We start from the raw sequence: 16,802 nt of genomic DNA, 5'->3' as shown, positions 1-16,802 counted from the left end.
GCTGGATCGAGATCGGTGGTTCTGGGTTGCGATCGCAACTTCGGTCATTCAACTCGTCGGACTGCTTTTCGCCCATCTTGCCGCCGGTATGCATGAAGGCGATCGCCTTGCGCACCTGCTCGGTGGTGCCGTCGGGCAGGTGCATGTCCTGCGCTCGCTGCACGAGGTCCTGATAGACGAGATCGGTGCCGGGGCACTCGACCTTGGCGGCGAAGGCCTGCAGCACCATCGTGACATAGGCCGCGCGCGGATCGGCGTGGGCCGGGGTTGCCGCGACAATCAGGCCGCCGATCAGCAGAGCGTAACGCATCGAATTCCTCCCGAGGGTTTTAGACATTTTGTCGCAAAGCTAGCGTCCGCGGGAACTGACTGCAACCGCAAGGACACACCTGCCGAAGGAACCGATCAAACAGCCGTGTTCCGACCGGGGCTGCCACGATTTCAGCACGATTTCGGCAGCAAGTGCCACAAGTTGACGCAGGGGAGAATGATCGTGTCGAAGTTGGGGCTTGCTGCGGTGCTGGTGGGTTCGCTTGCACTTGGCGGCTGCATGCAGGCGACGCTGTCGCCGGTGACGGATGCCGCGATGACGCCGCGCGATCGGCAATTGCTGGCGCATCCGCCCTATGCGGACGCCAAGATCCCGGATCAGTTCCAGCGCCACATTGTCGATTACACGCGCAAGGAGCAGCCGGGTTCGATCCTGGTCGATACCGACGCGCGCTACCTCTATTACGTGCTGCCCGGCGGCAAGGCGATCCGCTACGGCGTCGCCGTCGGCGAGGAGGCGATGGCGTTCTCCGGTGTCGCCACCGTCGGCCGCCTGGCCGAGTGGCCCGATTGGGTTCCGACCAAAGACATCCAGGAGCGGCTCGGGCCGTACCCGGCGCGTGTCGCCGGCGGGCCGGCCAATCCGCTCGGTGCCCGCGGCATCTACCTCTACCAGGGCAACAAGGACACGCTGTACCGCATTCACGGTACCAACCAGCCCGAATATATCGGGCAGGCGATCTCGTCGGGCTGCATCCGCATGAACAACGCCGACGTCATCGACCTCTACCAGCACGTCAAGCCGGGCGCGACCGTGGTCGTGCTGCCGCCGGGCCAGAGCGCCTAATTCGCACTCAAAGTGCAAAGCGGCCGATCGCGTCAACCGCGACCGGCCGTTTTTTTTAGCAGTTGGTCAGCCGTCAGCGCAGCGGCATCGGCGGCCGAACCACCGGGCCGCCATCATCAGCATCGACGATGTTCGACTGTTGCTGCGGTTGTATCGGCCGCGGTGCCGCAGCCTGCGGCGCGACCGCAACGGGGGCCGGCAGCGGCGCCGCTGAGGCCGACGGAGGCGGCGGCGGGATATAGGCCTGCGCCGGCCGGCGCACCGGCGGCGGAGCAACGGCCGCATGCGGCACGGCCTGAGGCGTGATCGCGGCGCGTGGGCGCGGGGCGACCGGCCGTGGTTCGACGGCCCGGCTCTCGGTCGTCCTCGCGACACGCTGCGCCAGTTGATCCTGGCCGGCCTTGAGCTGATCGATGCTGGTCTTGAGCTGCTCGATCTGCTGTCCCATCGACGCGAGGTCGCGCGCCATCGACTGCAACAATTGCGTCTGGTCAGGCACGGCTGCGGCCGCTGCCGGCGCAGCGGGGGCGACCGGCGCTGCCGCGGCGGCCGGTGCTGCGGCAGGCGCGGGCGCGGCGGTGGCAACGTCCTGCGGAGGAGCCGTCGGAGCGGCCTCGGCGGGCTGCTCGGAGGTTGCCGCCTGTGCAGCCGGCGGGGTGGCCTGGTCCGGCGCGGCGGTCGATTTGCCCGGCAGCAGCGACGTCAGCGCCTCGACCTGCGGCACGTACTCGGCCACCATCTGCTTGACGCGATGTCCGTAGTGCTGCCACGCCGCGGTGCCCATGGCGCCGGCGATCGCGAACAGGAACCAGAAAGCGCGGATCGCCCATTTGTTGGTGGGGCGCGGCGCGCGCTCCAGCCGGATGTCGTCCAGCCTGCCGTCATGGCTTGCAGCGCTGTATTCCGGCGCGGCCGGCGGCACCGCCGTCATCGCTGCCGGCGCGACCGGCGGCACCGAGGCCACGGCAGCAGCAGGCGCGACCTGTGGCGTGGAAGACGGCGCGAGACTTGGGCCGAACCACGGCTCGCGCTGCCCCGGCGCTGCCTTGCCGGCGGCCGCTGGTGCAGCGGCAGCGTTGTCCGGGCGGGCCGGCGCGAAGCTCGGTTCGATCGCGAAGATGTCGTGCGGATCTGCGTCTTTCAGTGTGGATTGCATGGCGGTCCCCGTTTCAGTCCAAGGTCAAACCGCAAATGGGCGGCCGGCAAATTTCGCTCTGTATCGACCCCTGGCCCTGTCCCCACAACTCCAGCCGGGTTTGACCAAAGCAAGGCGAGAGGGTGGAGAGGTTGGGGAGTTTCGGGAACCGGAGCGGGCAGCCGACGGCGCGGGAATTGACGTGCGGGCGGTCAGCTCCAGGGCTGCAATTCCAGGGGAGTCTCCAGGGTTGTGTGGCGCATCCACCACACCTGAGGGGAAATCGTCCGGTGCGAGGCGTGTCTGACTGCGGTTCGCCACCGTTCTGCCCCGATTGGATTCGGCTCATTAGGCGGGTGTTGGATTTTCGGCTTGGGCTGGGGCGCGAGTTGGGGATGCAACATGTCACGCGACGATGCAGTCATTTCGTACGTCGACGTTATCAGCCGCGCGCGCGGTGCCGCGCCCGCGATCCGGTTTGCCCATGCGCGAAAGCCGCTGCGGCTGTTCGCGATGGTGATCGGCGCCGCCTCGCTCGCGGCTTGCGCGCAATCATCCGTCGTCAGCCAGCGCTCGCAGGCGCTCGCCAGTCGGCCGGCGTCGGCCGAGCCGACCCGGGCCGCGTCGGCGACGCGCACGCATGTCGCAACCGCGCACAGGCACGCGCCGTATGCCTCGCGCAAGACCGCCGACAGCAAGATCGCATCGCAGGGCGTTGCGAGCTTCTACAGCGACGAGCAGGAGACCGCGAGCGGCGAGAAGTTCAATGCGCATGATCTGACGGCCGCGCATCCGACATTGCCGTTCGGCACCAAGCTGCGCGTCACCGATGTCAAGACCGGCCGCTCGGTCACCGTGCGCGTCAATGACCGCGGGCCTTACGTGCCGGGGCGCATCGTCGACGTCTCGTATTCCGCGGCACAGTCGCTCGGCATGATCGGCAAGGGCGTCGCCAATGTCAGGCTCGACGTGGTGCAGTGAGCCGCGTCGCACAGCCGAGGTTCGGGATTTTTTGCCGGCTGGACCGGGAAAAACTCCCGGCGTAGTGCGCGCTTTAATCCTGTTGTCCGAAGCACCCAGCCCAATAGAATTGGCGCTGCTACTTCCCCGTGCTCGCATTTTCCAGGCGCGTGGATTTCTACCCAACGAACCTTTCCCCGCCTTGGAGTGTCCCGCCAAGGCGGGATTTTTTGTTTTGGAGCCATGCGCGCCGCACGCGTTGACAGTGCCGGTCGGAGCCATAACCTCCGCTTCGCATTCGGAGGATGGCGCATGCCAAACAACAATCAAGAAATTGACGCCGTCGTATCAAGTCAGCCCTCTCGGCGCGGAGCATTGCAGCTGTTTCTGGGCGGCGCCGCCGTGCTGCTCGCGCCGGATGGACGCCTTGGTGCCGTGACGATGGCGCAGGCCGAGACCGCCTTTTCCGATGGACTGCCGCGCGGTCAGCCGGAGGAGCAGGGCATCGCGCCGTCAGCGATCCTCGACTTCCTCGACGATGTCGACCGCCAGGGTTACGAGCTGCACAGCTTCATGCTGTGGCGCAACGGCCGGGTGGTTGCCGAGGGCTGGTGGTCGCCGTATCGCGCCGATCGCAACCATATGATGCATTCGCTGACCAAGAGCGTCACCGTATCCGCGGTCGGGCTTGCCATGGCCGACAAGCGTTTCGGCCTGCAGGACAAGGCCGTCTCGTTCTTCAAGGACAAGCTGCCGCCCGTCGTCGACGACAAGCTCGCGGCGATGACCGTCGAAGACCTGCTGACCATGCGCACCGGCCACGCCTCGATGACGTCGGGATCGGCATGGCGGCCGATCAAGACCAGTTGGGTCGCCGAGTTCTTCAAGATTCCGGTCGTCTACCAGCCTGGCACCAAATGGGTCTACACCTCGGCCGCGACCTATCTGCTGTCGGCGATCGTCACCAAGACGACCGGCGAGGCGGTGGCCGACTATCTGAAGCCGCGGCTGTTCGATCCTCTTGGGATCTCCGGCTATCAATGGCCGGTCGGGCCCGAGGGCATCTCACCCGGCGCCAACGGCCTGAGCTGGAAGACGGTCGATTGCCTCAAGCTCGGCATCCTGTATGCGCAGAACGGCATCTGGAACGGCAAGCAGGTGCTGCCGGCCGATTGGGTAGCGGCGGTGCAGCAGCCGCACGTCAAGGACACCTACGGTTATCAATGGTGGATCGGGCCCGGGACATTCTACGCCGACGGCCTGTTCGACCAGCTCAGCTTCGTCTTTCCCAAGCACAATGCGGTGCTGGCGATCACCGCCGGCATCCCGCAGCGTAGCGGTTTCAACAAGCTGGTGTTCCGGCATTTCCCGGCGATGTTCGCTGGCACGGTCGCGAAGAACGACGCAGATGCCGGGAAGCTGAAGGCGCGAACCGCGGCCTTGCAGTTGCTGCCGCCATTGGTCACGGCATCATCGCGGGTTGCAGCGGAGATTTCCGGCAAGACCTGGCAGATGCCGGAGAATGCCGATGCGATCAAATCGGTCAATCTCAGCTTCGCCGACAAGACCTGCACCTTCACGCTCGAGGACGGCAGAGGCACGCACAAGGTCGAGGTCGGACTCGACGCGCCGCGCGAAGGCACCACGACGATGACCGGCAACAAGCTGCATCACGAGTATCAGCCCGATGTGATGCGCGTGGTCGCGAGCGGCACCTGGCGCGACCTGCGAACCTTCGTGATGACCTGGACCTTCGTCGAATCGGCGTTCCGCGACACCGTGACCTGCACATTCGAGGGACCGCAGATGCGATTCGCGCGCAGCGTCAATGTCAACTCGTCGGCGCTGGATATGCCGACCTTGATGGGCAAGTTGACGTAACCGCCATCACAAATTGCGCTCTGCCGCATCTTGCGGCAGGCTTCCACCAAATTGTCACACTCCCAGCGAAATGCAGCCCAAAGCCGCTGCCAACACACCGCCGGATGGACGATCTCGGCGAGGGACAAGCATTGGCCTACAAGATGATCGCAGAACGCGAGAACGAAACGGTCAGGATCGAGCGGGAGAGCACCTTCATCATCATCGCCAAGGCCAAGGTCTGGGCCAGCGAAGGGTGGCAGGTGGTGATCACCGACAAGGACGGCAAATCATACCCGCTCGAGGATTTCGACAAGCTGCTCGCGGCGTGATGCTCGTGGTTGCGCAGGATTTCCGCGCAAACGCTGCGCGCCTGTCGCGGGGGAGACCGGCTTCGCAGTTTCCCGGATCATGCTAGCGCTGTGCTGACACCAGCAGCATCATCGGCCGCTCGAGTTCGTCGGCCAGCTCAGGCATCGCCTTGATCTGCTCGCGTGTCGGGGAGAATTCCTCGACATGCCGCAGCATGAAGCCGGCACCGATCAGCGCATTCAGCGTGGTGCCGACTGTGCGGTGATATTTCAGCACTCCCTGCACATACCAGTCGGTTCGGCGTTCGCCTTCGATGAAGTAGCGGTTGACCGGCCAGGTCTTGCGGCCGCCTGCATCCTGCAGCCACTCTGGACGCGTGGCTGCCATGTAGATCGGATGCTCTGTCGTGAAGACCAGATGCCCCTCCGGGACGAGCGTGCGGTAGAGCATGCGCGCGAGGCGATCGAAGTCCCTGACGTAATGGAAGGTGAGGGCGCTGTAGGCGAGATCGAATGTGGCCTTCGGCAGTTCCAACGTTTCCAGATCGGCGATCTCGTAGGTGATCGCAGGATCCTGCGTCATGGCGGTGGCGCGGGCGATCATGTTCTGCGACAGGTCGACGCCGAGCACGTCGGACGCGCCTTGCTCGCGCATCCAGCGCGACACCCAGCCGAAGCCGCAGCCGAGATCGACGGCGCGCTTGCCCGTGACATCAGGCAGCATGGCGCGGATGGCGGGCCATTCGGGCGCGCCGAGCAGCCCGCGGACCTGCCGCGGCAGCTGGCTGTAGCCGGCGAAGAAGCCGGGATCGTCATAGATGTTTTGCGCCATAGCACGCCAACTCGGGAAAGGGATGGAATTGGTCTCTGTAACCGCCGCCGAGGCGCGTGGGAACCGCTGATTGCATCGCGCGCGGGAACCAGAGGCGGCATTCGGCGGTTCTGATGTCAGCGCCGCGGGACGCGCATTCGCCCGTCCGGCGGCGGTCGACAGCCGAGGAGAGCGCCATGATAGGTGAGATGCAAATTCACACCATTGCGCGGCAGATGCTGCTGAAGCACGGGCCGGAGGCGATCGCGCAGGCAGCGCAGAACGCGGTGGCCTGCGAGCGCAAGGGCGAGACCGAAGACGCCCGCGACTGGCGCCATATCGAAGACGCCATGAAGATGATGCGCGGACCGCATCAGAGCTGATCGCTGATCGTCAGCATGGTCGAGTGATCCGGCACTGCACGCCGGATCGTTCGATTGGTGAACTCCCCAGAGCCGCTTGCCTTCGCCGGAAATTCCGGGAACTCTGTTCGGGCAAGCAGCAGACAAATTCTATCTGGGGAATTCGCCATGACCTTTTCACTCTACGACGCGACCGTTGCCAACCATCTGCAAATTCTCGGCTCCGTCTCGGGCTTTCTCGAGAAGAGCCTCGCGCATTTCAAGGACAACGGCATCGATCCGGCCGAGATCGTCGAGACCCGGTTGTTTCCGGACATGTTGCCGTTCCGCTTTCAGGTGGTCTCGCTCGCGCACCACTCCCGCGGTGCGATGGAGGCGGCGAAGAACGGCGTGTTCGTCCCGCCGTCCGGCAAGCCCGATCTGGACTACGCCGCATTGCAGGCGCTGGTGAAGGACGCGCAAAGCGAGTTGTCGGCCCTGACGCCGGATGCGGTCAATGCGCTGCTCGGGCGCGACGTGACGTTCAAGGTCGGAGATCGGTCGATGCCGTTCACGGCCGAGGGATTTCTGATGTCGTTCTCGCTGCCGAACTTCTTCTTTCATTCGACAACGGCCTACGACATCCTCCGCCACAAGGGTGCGCCGCTAGGCAAACGCGACTTCATCGGCCGCTTGAACCTGAAGAAGTGACCGGCCGCAGCACACAGCGAGACCGGCAGCGCGCGGCAACAAGCGCGATCGTCAGAACCTGAGGCCTGCGGACGCTAGCCGATCCTGCGCCACCGCGGCACGGGATCGAGCGGCGTCCGGTAGAGCTCGCGCCGGTCGATGTCGGTGACGCGCACGGCACAACCGCGCGCCTTCAATTCCGGCTTGACCTGCGACAGCTCGTTGGCGAGCTGATCGGCGCGATCGGAGGCAAGGTTGATGTCTTCGAGGATGATCGTTCCTTGATTACGGAACTCGTCCCCCACCACGAGATCGAAGGTGTAGTACGGCATTCCGAAGTTCTCCGTTTCGGTTTGCATCACAGGGTAACACTGAGTCGTGCATTCCCTAAGATGCATGGCGCACAATCGTCGAGCGATCCGCGCAAAAACGATGTGCAACGCGTCAGGCACGACGAACGATCAGGCACGCGCGGCACGGCGAAGAAGTCTTTTGAACCAGCTCACCGCCATGCCGTTAAGATTTGATTAAAACTGTCGGCGCAAGCTTGAGCCCAAGTGGACCGCGGCGGAACCGGACTCCGGGAACCGGCAGCTGCAGGAGAAGGCCGGTGGCGTAACGCCCGCCGGCCTTTTCTCGTTTGCGAACGCTCTTGGTGCGCTCTGGCGCTCCTCGACGCTAGTCGCGCAGCACGGCCTGGCGCCTGGCGCGGCATTTCGGGCCGGGCCCGCGCATGTAATACAGTTCAGGGCGATAGGGGTTGATGACGCCGTCGAGCAGCGCGACGCAGCGCGCAACGATGCGGGCGAGGCCGCGGCGCAAGGGCTGCAGGGCGAGTTCCATCGCGTTCATGGCACGCCCTCAGTGCAATTCGCCGAGGACGGCGGTGAACGGCAGCTCGAAGATCTCGGTCCCGATGTCGTCGGTGACGTGGACCGCCCAGTTGCGCCAGTCCTCCGCGCTCGGTGTCATGACAAAGCTGCGCGCCAGCTGCTCCGCGTGCACCCAGGCTTCCGAGAGGTCCATGGCGACGCCGGTGCGGTCGAGGATGACGTGCTTGTCGTCGGAGCAGTGAAAGAAAACTGCGGACATCTTCCGATTCCCATGCCAAAGCGATTCTCGCACGATGGAATAGCAGCGCGCGCGGGCACCGAGAATCCGGATCATCCCCCATCGGTAAACTACGGGGATTTCAGACAATTTGAATCACGCGGCCGTGATGAGCGCGGGCCGTCAGAAGATCGGTTCGCCGACCGCAACCTCGCTGCGCGGGCCGAGCACGATCACCTGGCCGCCAGCGTCCCTGGCGCCGAGGATCAGCAGTTCCGAGGTGAAACCGGCGATGTTCTTTGGCCCCAGATTGCAGATGCAGACCACCAGCGAGCCGACCAGCGCCGCCGGCTCGTAATTCGTGATCTGCGCGCTCGACCACATGATCCGCCCGGCGCCGACATCGACGCCGACCTTGTAGGACGGATTGCGGGCGCGCGGAAACGGCTGCACCTCGACGACCCTGCCGGTCCTGATATCGAGCCGGGCAAAGTCGTCATAGGTGGCTTGCGGCTTGAGCGGCGACATCAGCGCGCCTGAAACGCGAGGCGGATGCCGAGCGCGATATAGATCGTGCCGACCACGCGGCCCTGCCACTGGCCGATGCGGCGATGCCGCCGGATCCACGGGCTGATCTGGCCGGCGGCGAGCGCGAGCAGCGAGGTGTAGGCCGCGCTCATCACGACGAAGATCAGGCCCAGCGTCGCGAATTGCGCGACGGCCGAGCCGTGACCGGGATGCACGAACTGCGGCAGGAAGGCGAGGAAGAACAGCGCGGTCTTCGGATTGAGCATTTCCGCCCAGATCGCCTGGCGAAACGCACGCCTGGGATCGACCGGCTGCGCCGCCGGCAGATGCAGGTCGTCGTTCTTCTCGAACAGGGCGCGGATGCCGAGCACGATCAGGTAGATCACGCCGGCATATTTGACGATCGAGAATGCCAGCGCCGAGGTCATAAGCACGGCTGACAGGCCGAACGTCGCCATCGCGGTGTGGACGAGATCGCCGAGCGCGATGCCGAACCCGGTGGCGACGCCGGCGCGCGCGCGCCGGTGACCGAGCGCGCGAGCACCAGCAGCACCGCGGGCCCGGGGATCAGGAACAGGCCGAGCACGACGGCGGCGTAGGTGAGGAGGGTAGTGGTGTCGATCATGAAACGTGTCCCTGATATTCGGATGCGTCGATGGCGACGGCCGCGAAGCGCGGCTTAGGATCGAGCATCACACCGGCGCTTTCGACGATGCGCATTTCCTCGGTTCCTCGCTCCGCCGTGCGCACCAGCACGCCGTGGATGCCTGACGCGGCGTGGCTGAGCGCGTCCGGCGTCGCGAGGCCGCGCACGCGCGCGGCCGTGAACAGCCCAGCGAACAGGTCGCCGGTGCCGGACGGGCTGATCGGCACACGTGAGGTGCGTACGCGCCAGGCGCGAATGTCGCCGGATTCGGCGCGCTCGATTGCCAGCGTCTCGATCTCGGCCGTCGGTGTGCCGGCAAGCTCGGCGCTGGTGATGACGATGGTCGCGGGACCCCGCGCCATCAGCGCACGGGCCTTGGCGACGACGTCATCGATCGTCGTCACGCGCGCACCGCAGAGAAACTCGAACTCGAAATGATTGGGCGTGATGATATCGGCCAGCGGACAGAGCTGGTCGCGCACCAGTGGAGGGACGTCCGACCGAACGAACATGCCGCGGTCGCGGTCGCCGAGCACCGGATCGCAGCAATACAGCAGGGCCGGGTTCGCCGCTTTCGCACGGGCAACGAAGTCCGCGACGTCAGAGCCGATGTCGGCCGAGCCGAGATAGCCCGACAGAATCATCCGCGCGCTCTCGATCGCGCCGCGCTCCTCGATGCCTTGCAGGAGGTCGGCGACGAGTTGCACGTCGAGCACGCGGCCGCGGATGGTCGGATAGCCCGGCCGGTTGCTGAGCAGCGTGGTCGGCACGGCGACGACGTCGATGCCATGCAACTGGATCGGGAAGGTGGCGGCGCTGTTGCCGACATGGCCGAAGGCGACCTGCGACTGGATCGAGATGACGGTCATGGTGTCCGCATCAGCCGAACAGTGCGGCGTAGATCACGTAGAGCCAGCCCAGGATGCCGTGGATGATCGCCCACAGGATCGAATGGTTCTTGGTGTAGGAGATCGCAATCGCCAGCGCCGAGCCGAACCCCACGCCGTATTTCGCACCCTCGACGCGGACGCCGTAATACCGATTGCCGTTCATGGTGATCCTTCCAGCGGGAGGGCGTGAGATGGGTGACAGCGTAACCCGCCGTGTGCCGCCAATTCAACGGGGCGAACACCGCCGCTGAGATCGAAGTGTGCCTCCCTCTGCACCGTCGTCCCTGCGAAAGCAGGGACCCGTAACTACAGGGCTACATTGTAGAAACGCGCTGTCGCCCCGGCGTCGCGCAACAATTGAGAGTTGGGGTAACGGCTCCTGCTTTCGCCAGGACGACGGCGGTGGATGGTTCCCGCGTCAAGATGTCAGACCGGCAGTGTCATCGCCCGGTCAAGCCGGGCGATGACAGCGCCAATGGGGCGCACCACGCGTATCCAGCGGTTATTCCGGGCTCTAGCCTTCGGGGGCCCGGAACGACGAGCGGTCACGCTCCGATCAATCGAATGTGTCGAACTGAGTTCCGGCTTCTAGGGGCGCCGGCATGCAAATTCGTTGCGTCGTCGCGGAATAATCTGGTGGCGCCGTTCGTCATGGTTCTAGCGAAAACGCTTCGACAGGCCGGCGAGATGATCCCATCCTGTTGAATCCAGCAGGAGATGCTCGATGACCACGATCAAACACGTCGCGGCGGGCTTGCTCGCCCTCGGTATGCTGACGACATCGGCCATGGCGCGCGACGTCCCGGCCGGCACATATGCAATCGTGAAAGGCCATGCCGCGGTCGCCGGCCGCTGGGGCGGCGGGCCGCCGCGCATGGCGGTGCCGCGCTTCGGCGAATTCGAAACGCTGCCCCGGGATCAGCCCGGCGGCGTCTGCGACCACGGCGACAACGCCATGATCTGCTGAGCCGGACGGTGCATGGCGGTGATCTCCGGCAAAAGTTGCGCTAGCCTCGCTGGGTCGTCTCCCTCCAGCCGCGAGCGCCGCCGCCATGCACATCCTCCGTCCCCAGTTTCGCATCGAGGACGACCACGCGCTGGCCTTCGCGGCGGCGCGCGGCTTCGGCGCCATCGTCGCCGCAGATGCACGCGGCCCGCGAGCGTCCCATGTTCCCTTCGTGATCGTGCGGCGCGATGATCGCGTGATCGTGCAGCTCCATCTCACCGCGAAGAATCCGCTGGTCGAGCTCGTCGACGGCATCAGGCGCTTCCTGCTGATTGTCTCCGGCGACGACGCCTACATCTCGAACGATTGGTACGTCTCGCGCGACAATGTTTCGACCTGGCTCTACGAGGCGGTGCATCTGTCCGGCATCGCGCAGCTGCGCGATCACGGCGAGAATCGCGGCCACGGCGACGCGCTGCTCGCGGTCTCCGAGGCGCGGCTGTCGAAGCAGGCCTGGGACCTCACGCAGATGGAGCCCGGCAAGCGCGAACAGATGCTGGCGTCGATCAGGGTGATCGATCTCGTCGTCGACGAGATCGAGGGGCAATCGAAACTCAATCAGCACAAGAGCGATGCCGACTATGTCGCGCTCGTCAACCGCCTCGCATGCGCGCAGGAGACGGCAAGCCGCAGGCTCGCGGAGAAGATGCGCGCGCTGCGGCCGGAGCTTGCCTACGAAAAGCAGAACGCGAGGCGGGTTAGCGAGGCGTAGCCCGCGGCTCGCGTGCTGCGTTCGATGGCGGCCGGCACTTGCGCCAATCCGTCCTACAAAGCCGATCGGCATCGCGACTGCAAATATGTTGTTAAGAATCGGTCCAAGCTGATTTGTCCGATTCCGATTCGTTCTTTGCGAACAAAATGGAGTCGGATGAGGAACGGATCGCGATGGGCGAAGCATGTCGTGCGGATGAAGGAAAACGACATGCAGGTGAATCGCTCGCGCTATGCAAACGCGTTGTTAAGAATCGCTTCGCGCCGATTCTTCGATTCCGATTCGTTCTTCGCGAACGAAATGGAGTCGAACGGAGAACGCGGCGATGATGCGGTCTGGCGCTTGATCCGGGATGCCGGCGGATGCGAATGGCTCGGAGATATTGCGTAGCGCGCGCAATATTCCCACCATGGTACAACATCGATGGTGCGGATGCCGTCCGCCGACACATGTTGTTAATGTCTGAGTGCGCCGATTTTCCCGATTCCGATTCGTTCCCCGCGAACAAATTGGAGTCAGAGGCAGAACGCGGTTGTGGCGCGCGAGGCGTTTCTCTGCTCCACTCGGAGCGCACAAGAGAGAGCGGATCGATGGCCGGCGAGACAGCCAAGAAGGTGAGCAGGAAGACGAATAAGAAAGCGAGTAAGAAAGCGAACGGGACCACCAGCACAACAGCGAAAGGTCCCGCGTCGCGCCGGACGGTGCTGGCAATCGACGTCGGCGGCACGCATGTCAAGGTCATGACCGACCGGGACCGCATCAAGCGCGAATTCGAGTCCGGTCGCAATCTGTCTGCGACCGAGATGGTACGGCAGGTCAAGGTGCTGACCAGGGACTGGTCCTATGACGTGATCTCGATCGGCTATCCCGGACCGGTCGTTCACAACCGTCCGCTGACCGAGCCGCATAATCTCGGCCGCGGCTGGGCCGGCTTCGATTTTCATCGCGCGTTCGGCCGGCCGGTGAAGGTCGTCAACGATGCGTTGATGCAGGCGATTGGCAGCTATCAGGGCGGCCGGATGCTGTTTCTCGGCCTCGGCACCGGGCTCGGTTCGGCGATGATCGTGGAAGGCGTGTATGAACCGATGGAGCTCGGTCATTTGCCTATCGCAAGGGCGCGACGTTCGAGGACTATGTCGGCGCTGCCGGCCTCGAGCGGCGCGGTCTGAAGAAGTGGCGCAAGAGCGTCGACGACGTCATCGCGCGACTGTCGGCGGCGCTGGAGCCCGACTACATCGTGCTCGGCGGCGGCAATGCCGAAAAGATCGACAATCCTCCGCCGAAGGTGAGGTTCGGCGACAACGCCAACGCATTCGAGGGCGGTTTCCGGATGTGGAAGAAGGCGGCGCGCAAACCGCGCCGATGAAACCGGAACCGCCACCAAATTGCCGCAGCTGCCGAAGTTTCGCGCTGTTAGGTCGTTGCTGTTCTTGGAACTGATCGGGTGCGCCGCTCGTTTTATGCGGCATGACATCCCGTTCCATGAGGAGTGACTGATGCGAAGCTTTATTATTCCCGCCATCGCGGCGTTGGCGATCGGCGCGGCGACGCCGGCGATGGCCTATGATTCCGGCAGCCAGATCTCGATGGAGGCCGCGCTCGACGTCGCGACCGGCATCGGCGTCGTGACAGTGTCCAACACCCAGTTCCTCGGCGATGAATGGGAGGTCGAGGGCCGCGACCGGCTCGGCCGCTGGATGCAGGTCGATGTCGACGCACGCACCGGTGAGGTGCGCAACGTGGATCGCAGCTGGTAACTGCATCCTCACCAGCGTGTGAGCTTCCGAACGCCGGCGGCGCAAGGCGCATGCCGGCCGTTTGTTATCCAGAGCTGCGTGATGCCGGGCTTTGGCCGAATGACATAAAGCTGGGGTATGCTCGGTCGCATCATTCCGGGAATCGCCGCCGGCGCGGTGGTCTCGCGAACAGGAGACCGGCCATGACAAAACCGTTTCCGTCCAGAACCCACATCGGCAACCATCTGCTGCATCCGGAAACCCAGATGCTGAACTACGGCTACGATCCGCAGCTGTCGGAGGGCGCGGTCAAGCCGCCGGTATTCCTCACCTCGACCTTCGTGTTCCGCACCGCCGAGGACGGCAAGGACTTCTTCGATTTCGTCGCCGGCCGGCGCGAGCCGCCGGAAGGCATGGGCGCGGGGCTGGTCTATTCGCGCTTCAACCATCCGAACAGCGAGATCGTCGAGGACCGGCTCGCGATCTATGAGCGCACCGAGAGCTGCGCGCTGTTTTCCTCCGGCATGTCGGCGATCTCGACCACGGTGCTCGCCTTCGCGCGGCCCGGCGACGTGATCCTGCACTCGCAGCCGCTCTATGGCGGCACCGAGACGCTGTTCACCAAGACGCTCGCGGCGTTCTCGATTCAGGCCGTGGGGTTTGCCGACGGCCTCGACGAGGGCGTGGTGCGCGCCGCTGCCGACGAGGCGATGAAGAAGGGCCGCGTTGCGATGATCTTCATCGAGACGCCGGCCAATCCGACCAACGGCCTGGTCGATGTCGCGCTGACAAGGCGTGTCGCCGACGCGATCGGCAAGACGCAGGGCTTCACCCCGATCATCGCCTGCGACAACACGCTGCTCGGGCCGGTGTTTCAGCGCCCGATCGAGCACGGTGCCGATCTGTCGCTGTATTCGCTGACCAAATATGTCGGCGGCCATTCCGACCTGATCGCGGGCGCGGCGCTCGGCTCGAAGAAGCTGATGAAGGACGTCAAGGCGCTGCGCGGTGCAATCGGCACCCAGCTCGATCCGCATTCCTGCTGGATGATCAGTCGCTCGCTGGAAACGCTCAGCCTGCGGATGGAAAAGGCCGACCGCAATGCGCGGATCGTCGCCGACTATCTGCGCGACCATCCCAAGGTGGCGCAGGTGCATTATCTCGGCCATCACGACCCGGCATCGCCGGCGGGGCGGGTGTTCGCCAGCCAGAGCTCCGGGGCCGGCTCGACCTTCTCGTTCGACATCGTCGGCGGGCAAGAGGCCGCGGAGACATTCCTCAACAATCTGCAGATCTTCAAGCTCGCGGTGAGCCTCGGCGGCACCGAGTCGCTGGCGAGCCTGCCGGCGACCATGACGCATTCCGGCGTGCCGGCCGATATCAGGAAGAAGATCGGCGTGCTCGACACCACGATCCGGCTGTCGATCGGGATCGAGCACCCGTCCGATCTGGTGGCCGACATCGCGCAGGCGTTGAGCCGGGTGTGAAGCAGATGCACAGGGCAGGAGAGGCTGGATGTTGACAATCACCGCGGTCATCCGCGCGAAGAAGGGACACGAGGCGACGATGCGTCAGGCGCTGCTTGACGTCGTCGCGCATGTCAGGGCGAACGAGCCGGCCACCGTCGGCTATCACGTGTCGCAGGATGCCGCTGACGCCTGCGTGTTCGCGACCTACGAGCGCTACGCCGATCAGGCGGCGATGGACCGGCACAACAATTCACCCGCCGTGGCGCGGTTCTTCGAGGTCGCGAGGCCGATCCTCGATGGTGACGTGATCCTGGTCTCGGCGAACGAGATCGCGAGCAAGTAGGCCGCAATCCCGCGCCTGCCTACGGCTGCGGCGCGATCCCGCCGGCCTTGGCGATCAGCTCGAACGAGCGCAGCCGCTTCTGGTGATCGTAGACGTCGGACACGATCATCAACTCGTCGGCGCCGGTCTCGGCGACCAGCGCGTCGATCCCGGCGCGCACCGTTTCGGGCGAGCCGATGATGGAGCGCTCCAGCATCCGCATCGCCTGGACCTTCTCCTGCGGCGACCAGTAACTCTCGATGTCGTCGATCGGGGGTTGGCTCAGGCCGCGCGCGCCGCGGAAGATGTTGGTGAACGACATCTGCTGCGTGGTCGCAAGCCGCCGCGCTTCGGCGTCGGTGTCGGCGGCAATGATGTTGACGCCGACCATTGTATAGGGACGCTCGAGCTGCTCCGACGGCTTGAAGCGCGCGCGATAGATCTGCAGCGCCTGCAGCAGCAGCTCGGGGGCGAAGTGCGAGGCGAAGGCGTAGGGCAGGCCGAGCTCACCGGCCAGCATCGCGCCGAAATTGCTCGAACCGAGGATCCACAGCGGCACGTCGGTGCCCGCGGCCGGCACCGCCTGGATGCGCTGGGTGGGGCCGGCGGTGGCGAGGAAGGCCTGCACCTCGAGCACGTCCTGCGGAAAGTTCTCGGCCGATTCAGGCGTGCGGCGGAGCGCGCGCAAGGTCAGCTGATCGGTGCCCGGCGCGCGACCGAGCCCGAGGTCGATACGGCCGGGAAACAGCCGCTCCAGCGTGCCGAATTGCTCGGCAATCACGTAGGGCGCGTGGTTCGGCAGCATGATGCCGCCGGCGCCGACCCGGATGGTGCTGGTGCCCGCCGCGATGTGTCCGATCACCACAGACGTCGCGGCGCTCGCGATCCCCGCCATGTTGTGGTGCTCCGCCACCCAGATCCGGCGATAACCCAAGGCCTCGGCATGGCGGGCGACATCGCGCGCATTGTACAGCGCGCCGCGCGCGTCGGTTTCCTCGGTGACGCGGACGAGATCAAGGATGGAGAGGGCGGCCACGGCGGCTCCGGAACGTTGCGGACGGGAGCCGGTGGTATCTGGCTGTGTCCAGGTGGGGGGCGAACCGACGCGGGCAGCCGATTCATGCAGATGCATATGGATACGGTTTGCGTGCGGGTCAATCGGCCGGATGCGACCGCGGTATTCGTCGTTGATGGCGACGGCGCGAAGCGGCGCGTCGC

At 65.0% G+C, this 16,802-nt stretch carries 21 protein-coding genes and 3 pseudogenes; 13 read left to right on the top strand and 11 right to left on the bottom strand.

The features are described 5' to 3' along the window. Positions 1 to 310, bottom strand: a pseudogene (locus ALC15_RS39160) (hypothetical protein); the annotation flags it as partial. Between the two features lie 177 nt (positions 311 to 487). On the opposite strand from ALC15_RS39160, the gene ALC15_RS39155 reads away from it, so the two are divergent. Then, positions 488 to 1,117: a L,D-transpeptidase gene (locus ALC15_RS39155; RefSeq protein WP_244486461.1), complete on the top strand. Its 630-nt coding sequence runs from the start codon at positions 488 to 490 to the stop codon at positions 1,115 to 1,117. 73 nt (positions 1,118 to 1,190) lie between these two features. On the opposite strand, the gene ALC15_RS39150 is transcribed toward ALC15_RS39155, so the two are convergent. Beyond that, entirely contained in the window at positions 1,191 to 2,273 is a 1,083-nt protein-coding gene (locus tag ALC15_RS39150) for a hypothetical protein (RefSeq protein WP_050631884.1), read from the bottom strand. Between the two features lie 381 nt (positions 2,274 to 2,654). Here ALC15_RS39150 and ALC15_RS39145 point away from each other — a divergent pair, with 381 nt between their 5' ends. The 3 genes from ALC15_RS39145 to ALC15_RS39135 all read left to right on the top strand — a co-directional run bounded on the left by ALC15_RS39145 (position 2,655) and on the right by ALC15_RS39135 (position 5,404). After that, positions 2,655 to 3,233, top strand: coding sequence for a septal ring lytic transglycosylase RlpA family protein (locus ALC15_RS39145; RefSeq protein ID WP_094194398.1), 579 nt, complete (start codon positions 2,655 to 2,657; stop codon positions 3,231 to 3,233). Positions 3,234 to 3,587: 354 nt separating this feature from the next. Continuing rightward, entirely contained in the window at positions 3,588 to 5,093 is a 1,506-nt protein-coding gene (locus tag ALC15_RS39140) for a serine hydrolase domain-containing protein (RefSeq protein ID WP_050631883.1), read from the top strand. Between the two features lie 104 nt (positions 5,094 to 5,197). Next, complete coding sequence (locus tag ALC15_RS39135; protein WP_050631882.1) at positions 5,198 to 5,404, top strand: hypothetical protein; 207 nt, start codon at positions 5,198 to 5,200, stop codon at positions 5,402 to 5,404. Positions 5,405 to 5,486: 82 nt separating this feature from the next. On the opposite strand, the gene ALC15_RS39130 is transcribed toward ALC15_RS39135, so the two are convergent. Further along, positions 5,487 to 6,215, bottom strand: coding sequence for a class I SAM-dependent methyltransferase (locus ALC15_RS39130; RefSeq protein ID WP_050631881.1), 729 nt, complete (start codon positions 6,213 to 6,215; stop codon positions 5,487 to 5,489). 176 nt (positions 6,216 to 6,391) lie between these two features. Between ALC15_RS39130 and ALC15_RS39125 the strand changes: the two genes are divergently transcribed. Both ALC15_RS39125 and ALC15_RS39120 read left to right on the top strand, forming a co-directional pair. Continuing rightward, complete coding sequence (locus ALC15_RS39125; protein ID WP_094194399.1) at positions 6,392 to 6,577, top strand: hypothetical protein; 186 nt, start codon at positions 6,392 to 6,394, stop codon at positions 6,575 to 6,577. 147 nt (positions 6,578 to 6,724) lie between these two features. Further along, a complete protein-coding gene (locus tag ALC15_RS39120; protein ID WP_050631880.1) occupies positions 6,725 to 7,246 on the top strand; it encodes a DUF1993 domain-containing protein in 522 nt (173 codons plus the stop codon). 74 nt (positions 7,247 to 7,320) lie between these two features. Here ALC15_RS39120 and ALC15_RS39115 read toward each other — a convergent pair whose 3' ends face one another. The 7 genes and pseudogenes from ALC15_RS39115 to ALC15_RS45035 all read right to left on the bottom strand — a co-directional run bounded on the left by ALC15_RS39115 (position 7,321) and on the right by ALC15_RS45035 (position 10,502). Then, a complete protein-coding gene (locus ALC15_RS39115) occupies positions 7,321 to 7,557 on the bottom strand; it encodes a hypothetical protein (RefSeq protein WP_050631888.1) in 237 nt (78 codons plus the stop codon). A gap of 346 nt (positions 7,558 to 7,903) precedes the next feature. Next, positions 7,904 to 8,077: a hypothetical protein gene (locus tag ALC15_RS45040; protein ID WP_167350196.1), complete on the bottom strand. Its 174-nt coding sequence runs from the start codon at positions 8,075 to 8,077 to the stop codon at positions 7,904 to 7,906. A gap of 9 nt (positions 8,078 to 8,086) precedes the next feature. Then, on the bottom strand, positions 8,087 to 8,317 hold the full coding sequence (locus tag ALC15_RS39110; protein ID WP_050631887.1) for a DUF6894 family protein: 231 nt from the start codon (positions 8,315 to 8,317) through the stop codon (positions 8,087 to 8,089). 141 nt (positions 8,318 to 8,458) lie between these two features. Continuing rightward, the gene (locus tag ALC15_RS39105; protein WP_050631879.1) at positions 8,459 to 8,803 is read right to left on the bottom strand and encodes a tRNA-binding protein; all 345 of its coding nucleotides are present in this window, start codon (positions 8,801 to 8,803) and stop codon (positions 8,459 to 8,461) included. After that, a pseudogene (locus ALC15_RS39100) lies at positions 8,803 to 9,428 on the bottom strand (LysE family translocator). The gene ALC15_RS39105 and the pseudogene ALC15_RS39100 overlap by 1 nt, the downstream one beginning before the upstream one ends. After that, complete coding sequence (gene pdxY, locus ALC15_RS39095; RefSeq protein ID WP_063781940.1) at positions 9,425 to 10,318, bottom strand: pyridoxal kinase PdxY; 894 nt, start codon at positions 10,316 to 10,318, stop codon at positions 9,425 to 9,427. Before pdxY ends, ALC15_RS39100 begins: the two are co-directional and overlap by 4 nt. Positions 10,319 to 10,328: 10 nt before the next feature. Continuing rightward, positions 10,329 to 10,502: a hypothetical protein gene (locus tag ALC15_RS45035; RefSeq protein ID WP_016840760.1), complete on the bottom strand. Its 174-nt coding sequence runs from the start codon at positions 10,500 to 10,502 to the stop codon at positions 10,329 to 10,331. Between the two features lie 561 nt (positions 10,503 to 11,063). On the opposite strand from ALC15_RS45035, the gene ALC15_RS39090 reads away from it, so the two are divergent. From ALC15_RS39090 to ALC15_RS39060, 7 genes and pseudogenes are all read left to right on the top strand, one after another. Then, the gene (locus tag ALC15_RS39090) at positions 11,064 to 11,306 is read left to right on the top strand and encodes a hypothetical protein (RefSeq protein ID WP_050631878.1); all 243 of its coding nucleotides are present in this window, start codon (positions 11,064 to 11,066) and stop codon (positions 11,304 to 11,306) included. An 85-nt stretch (positions 11,307 to 11,391) separates the two neighbouring features. Continuing rightward, the gene (locus ALC15_RS39085) at positions 11,392 to 12,057 is read left to right on the top strand and encodes an FMN-binding negative transcriptional regulator (RefSeq protein WP_050631877.1); all 666 of its coding nucleotides are present in this window, start codon (positions 11,392 to 11,394) and stop codon (positions 12,055 to 12,057) included. 12 nt (positions 12,058 to 12,069) lie between these two features. Next, positions 12,070 to 12,447 (top strand): hypothetical protein, encoded by a 378-nt coding sequence (locus ALC15_RS45690; protein WP_157860986.1) that lies wholly within the window; start codon positions 12,070 to 12,072, stop codon positions 12,445 to 12,447. A 350-nt stretch (positions 12,448 to 12,797) separates the two neighbouring features. Next, positions 12,798 to 13,423: pseudogene (locus ALC15_RS39075) on the top strand (ROK family protein). A gap of 130 nt (positions 13,424 to 13,553) precedes the next feature. After that, positions 13,554 to 13,814 carry a PepSY domain-containing protein gene (locus ALC15_RS39070; RefSeq protein WP_050631875.1) on the top strand — a complete coding sequence of 87 codons (261 nt, stop codon included), beginning with the start codon at positions 13,554 to 13,556 and terminating at the stop codon, positions 13,812 to 13,814. 182 nt (positions 13,815 to 13,996) lie between these two features. Further along, positions 13,997 to 15,280: a cystathionine gamma-synthase family protein gene (locus ALC15_RS39065; protein ID WP_050631874.1), complete on the top strand. Its 1,284-nt coding sequence runs from the start codon at positions 13,997 to 13,999 to the stop codon at positions 15,278 to 15,280. Between the two features lie 28 nt (positions 15,281 to 15,308). Next, the gene (locus tag ALC15_RS39060) at positions 15,309 to 15,605 is read left to right on the top strand and encodes a putative quinol monooxygenase (RefSeq protein WP_050631873.1); all 297 of its coding nucleotides are present in this window, start codon (positions 15,309 to 15,311) and stop codon (positions 15,603 to 15,605) included. Positions 15,606 to 15,624: 19 nt separating this feature from the next. Here the strand turns inward: ALC15_RS39060 and ALC15_RS39055 are convergent, their stop codons facing one another. Next, entirely contained in the window at positions 15,625 to 16,620 is a 996-nt protein-coding gene (locus ALC15_RS39055; RefSeq protein WP_050631886.1) for an LLM class flavin-dependent oxidoreductase, read from the bottom strand. Positions 16,621 to 16,802 lie beyond the last annotated feature (182 nt).

This window comes from Bradyrhizobium viridifuturi (assembly GCF_001238275.1).
Taxonomy (GTDB): Bacteria; Pseudomonadota; Alphaproteobacteria; order Rhizobiales; family Xanthobacteraceae; genus Bradyrhizobium; species Bradyrhizobium viridifuturi.
Note: the sequence above shows the minus strand (reverse complement) of the source record. Positions and strands in the feature narration are given on the sequence as shown.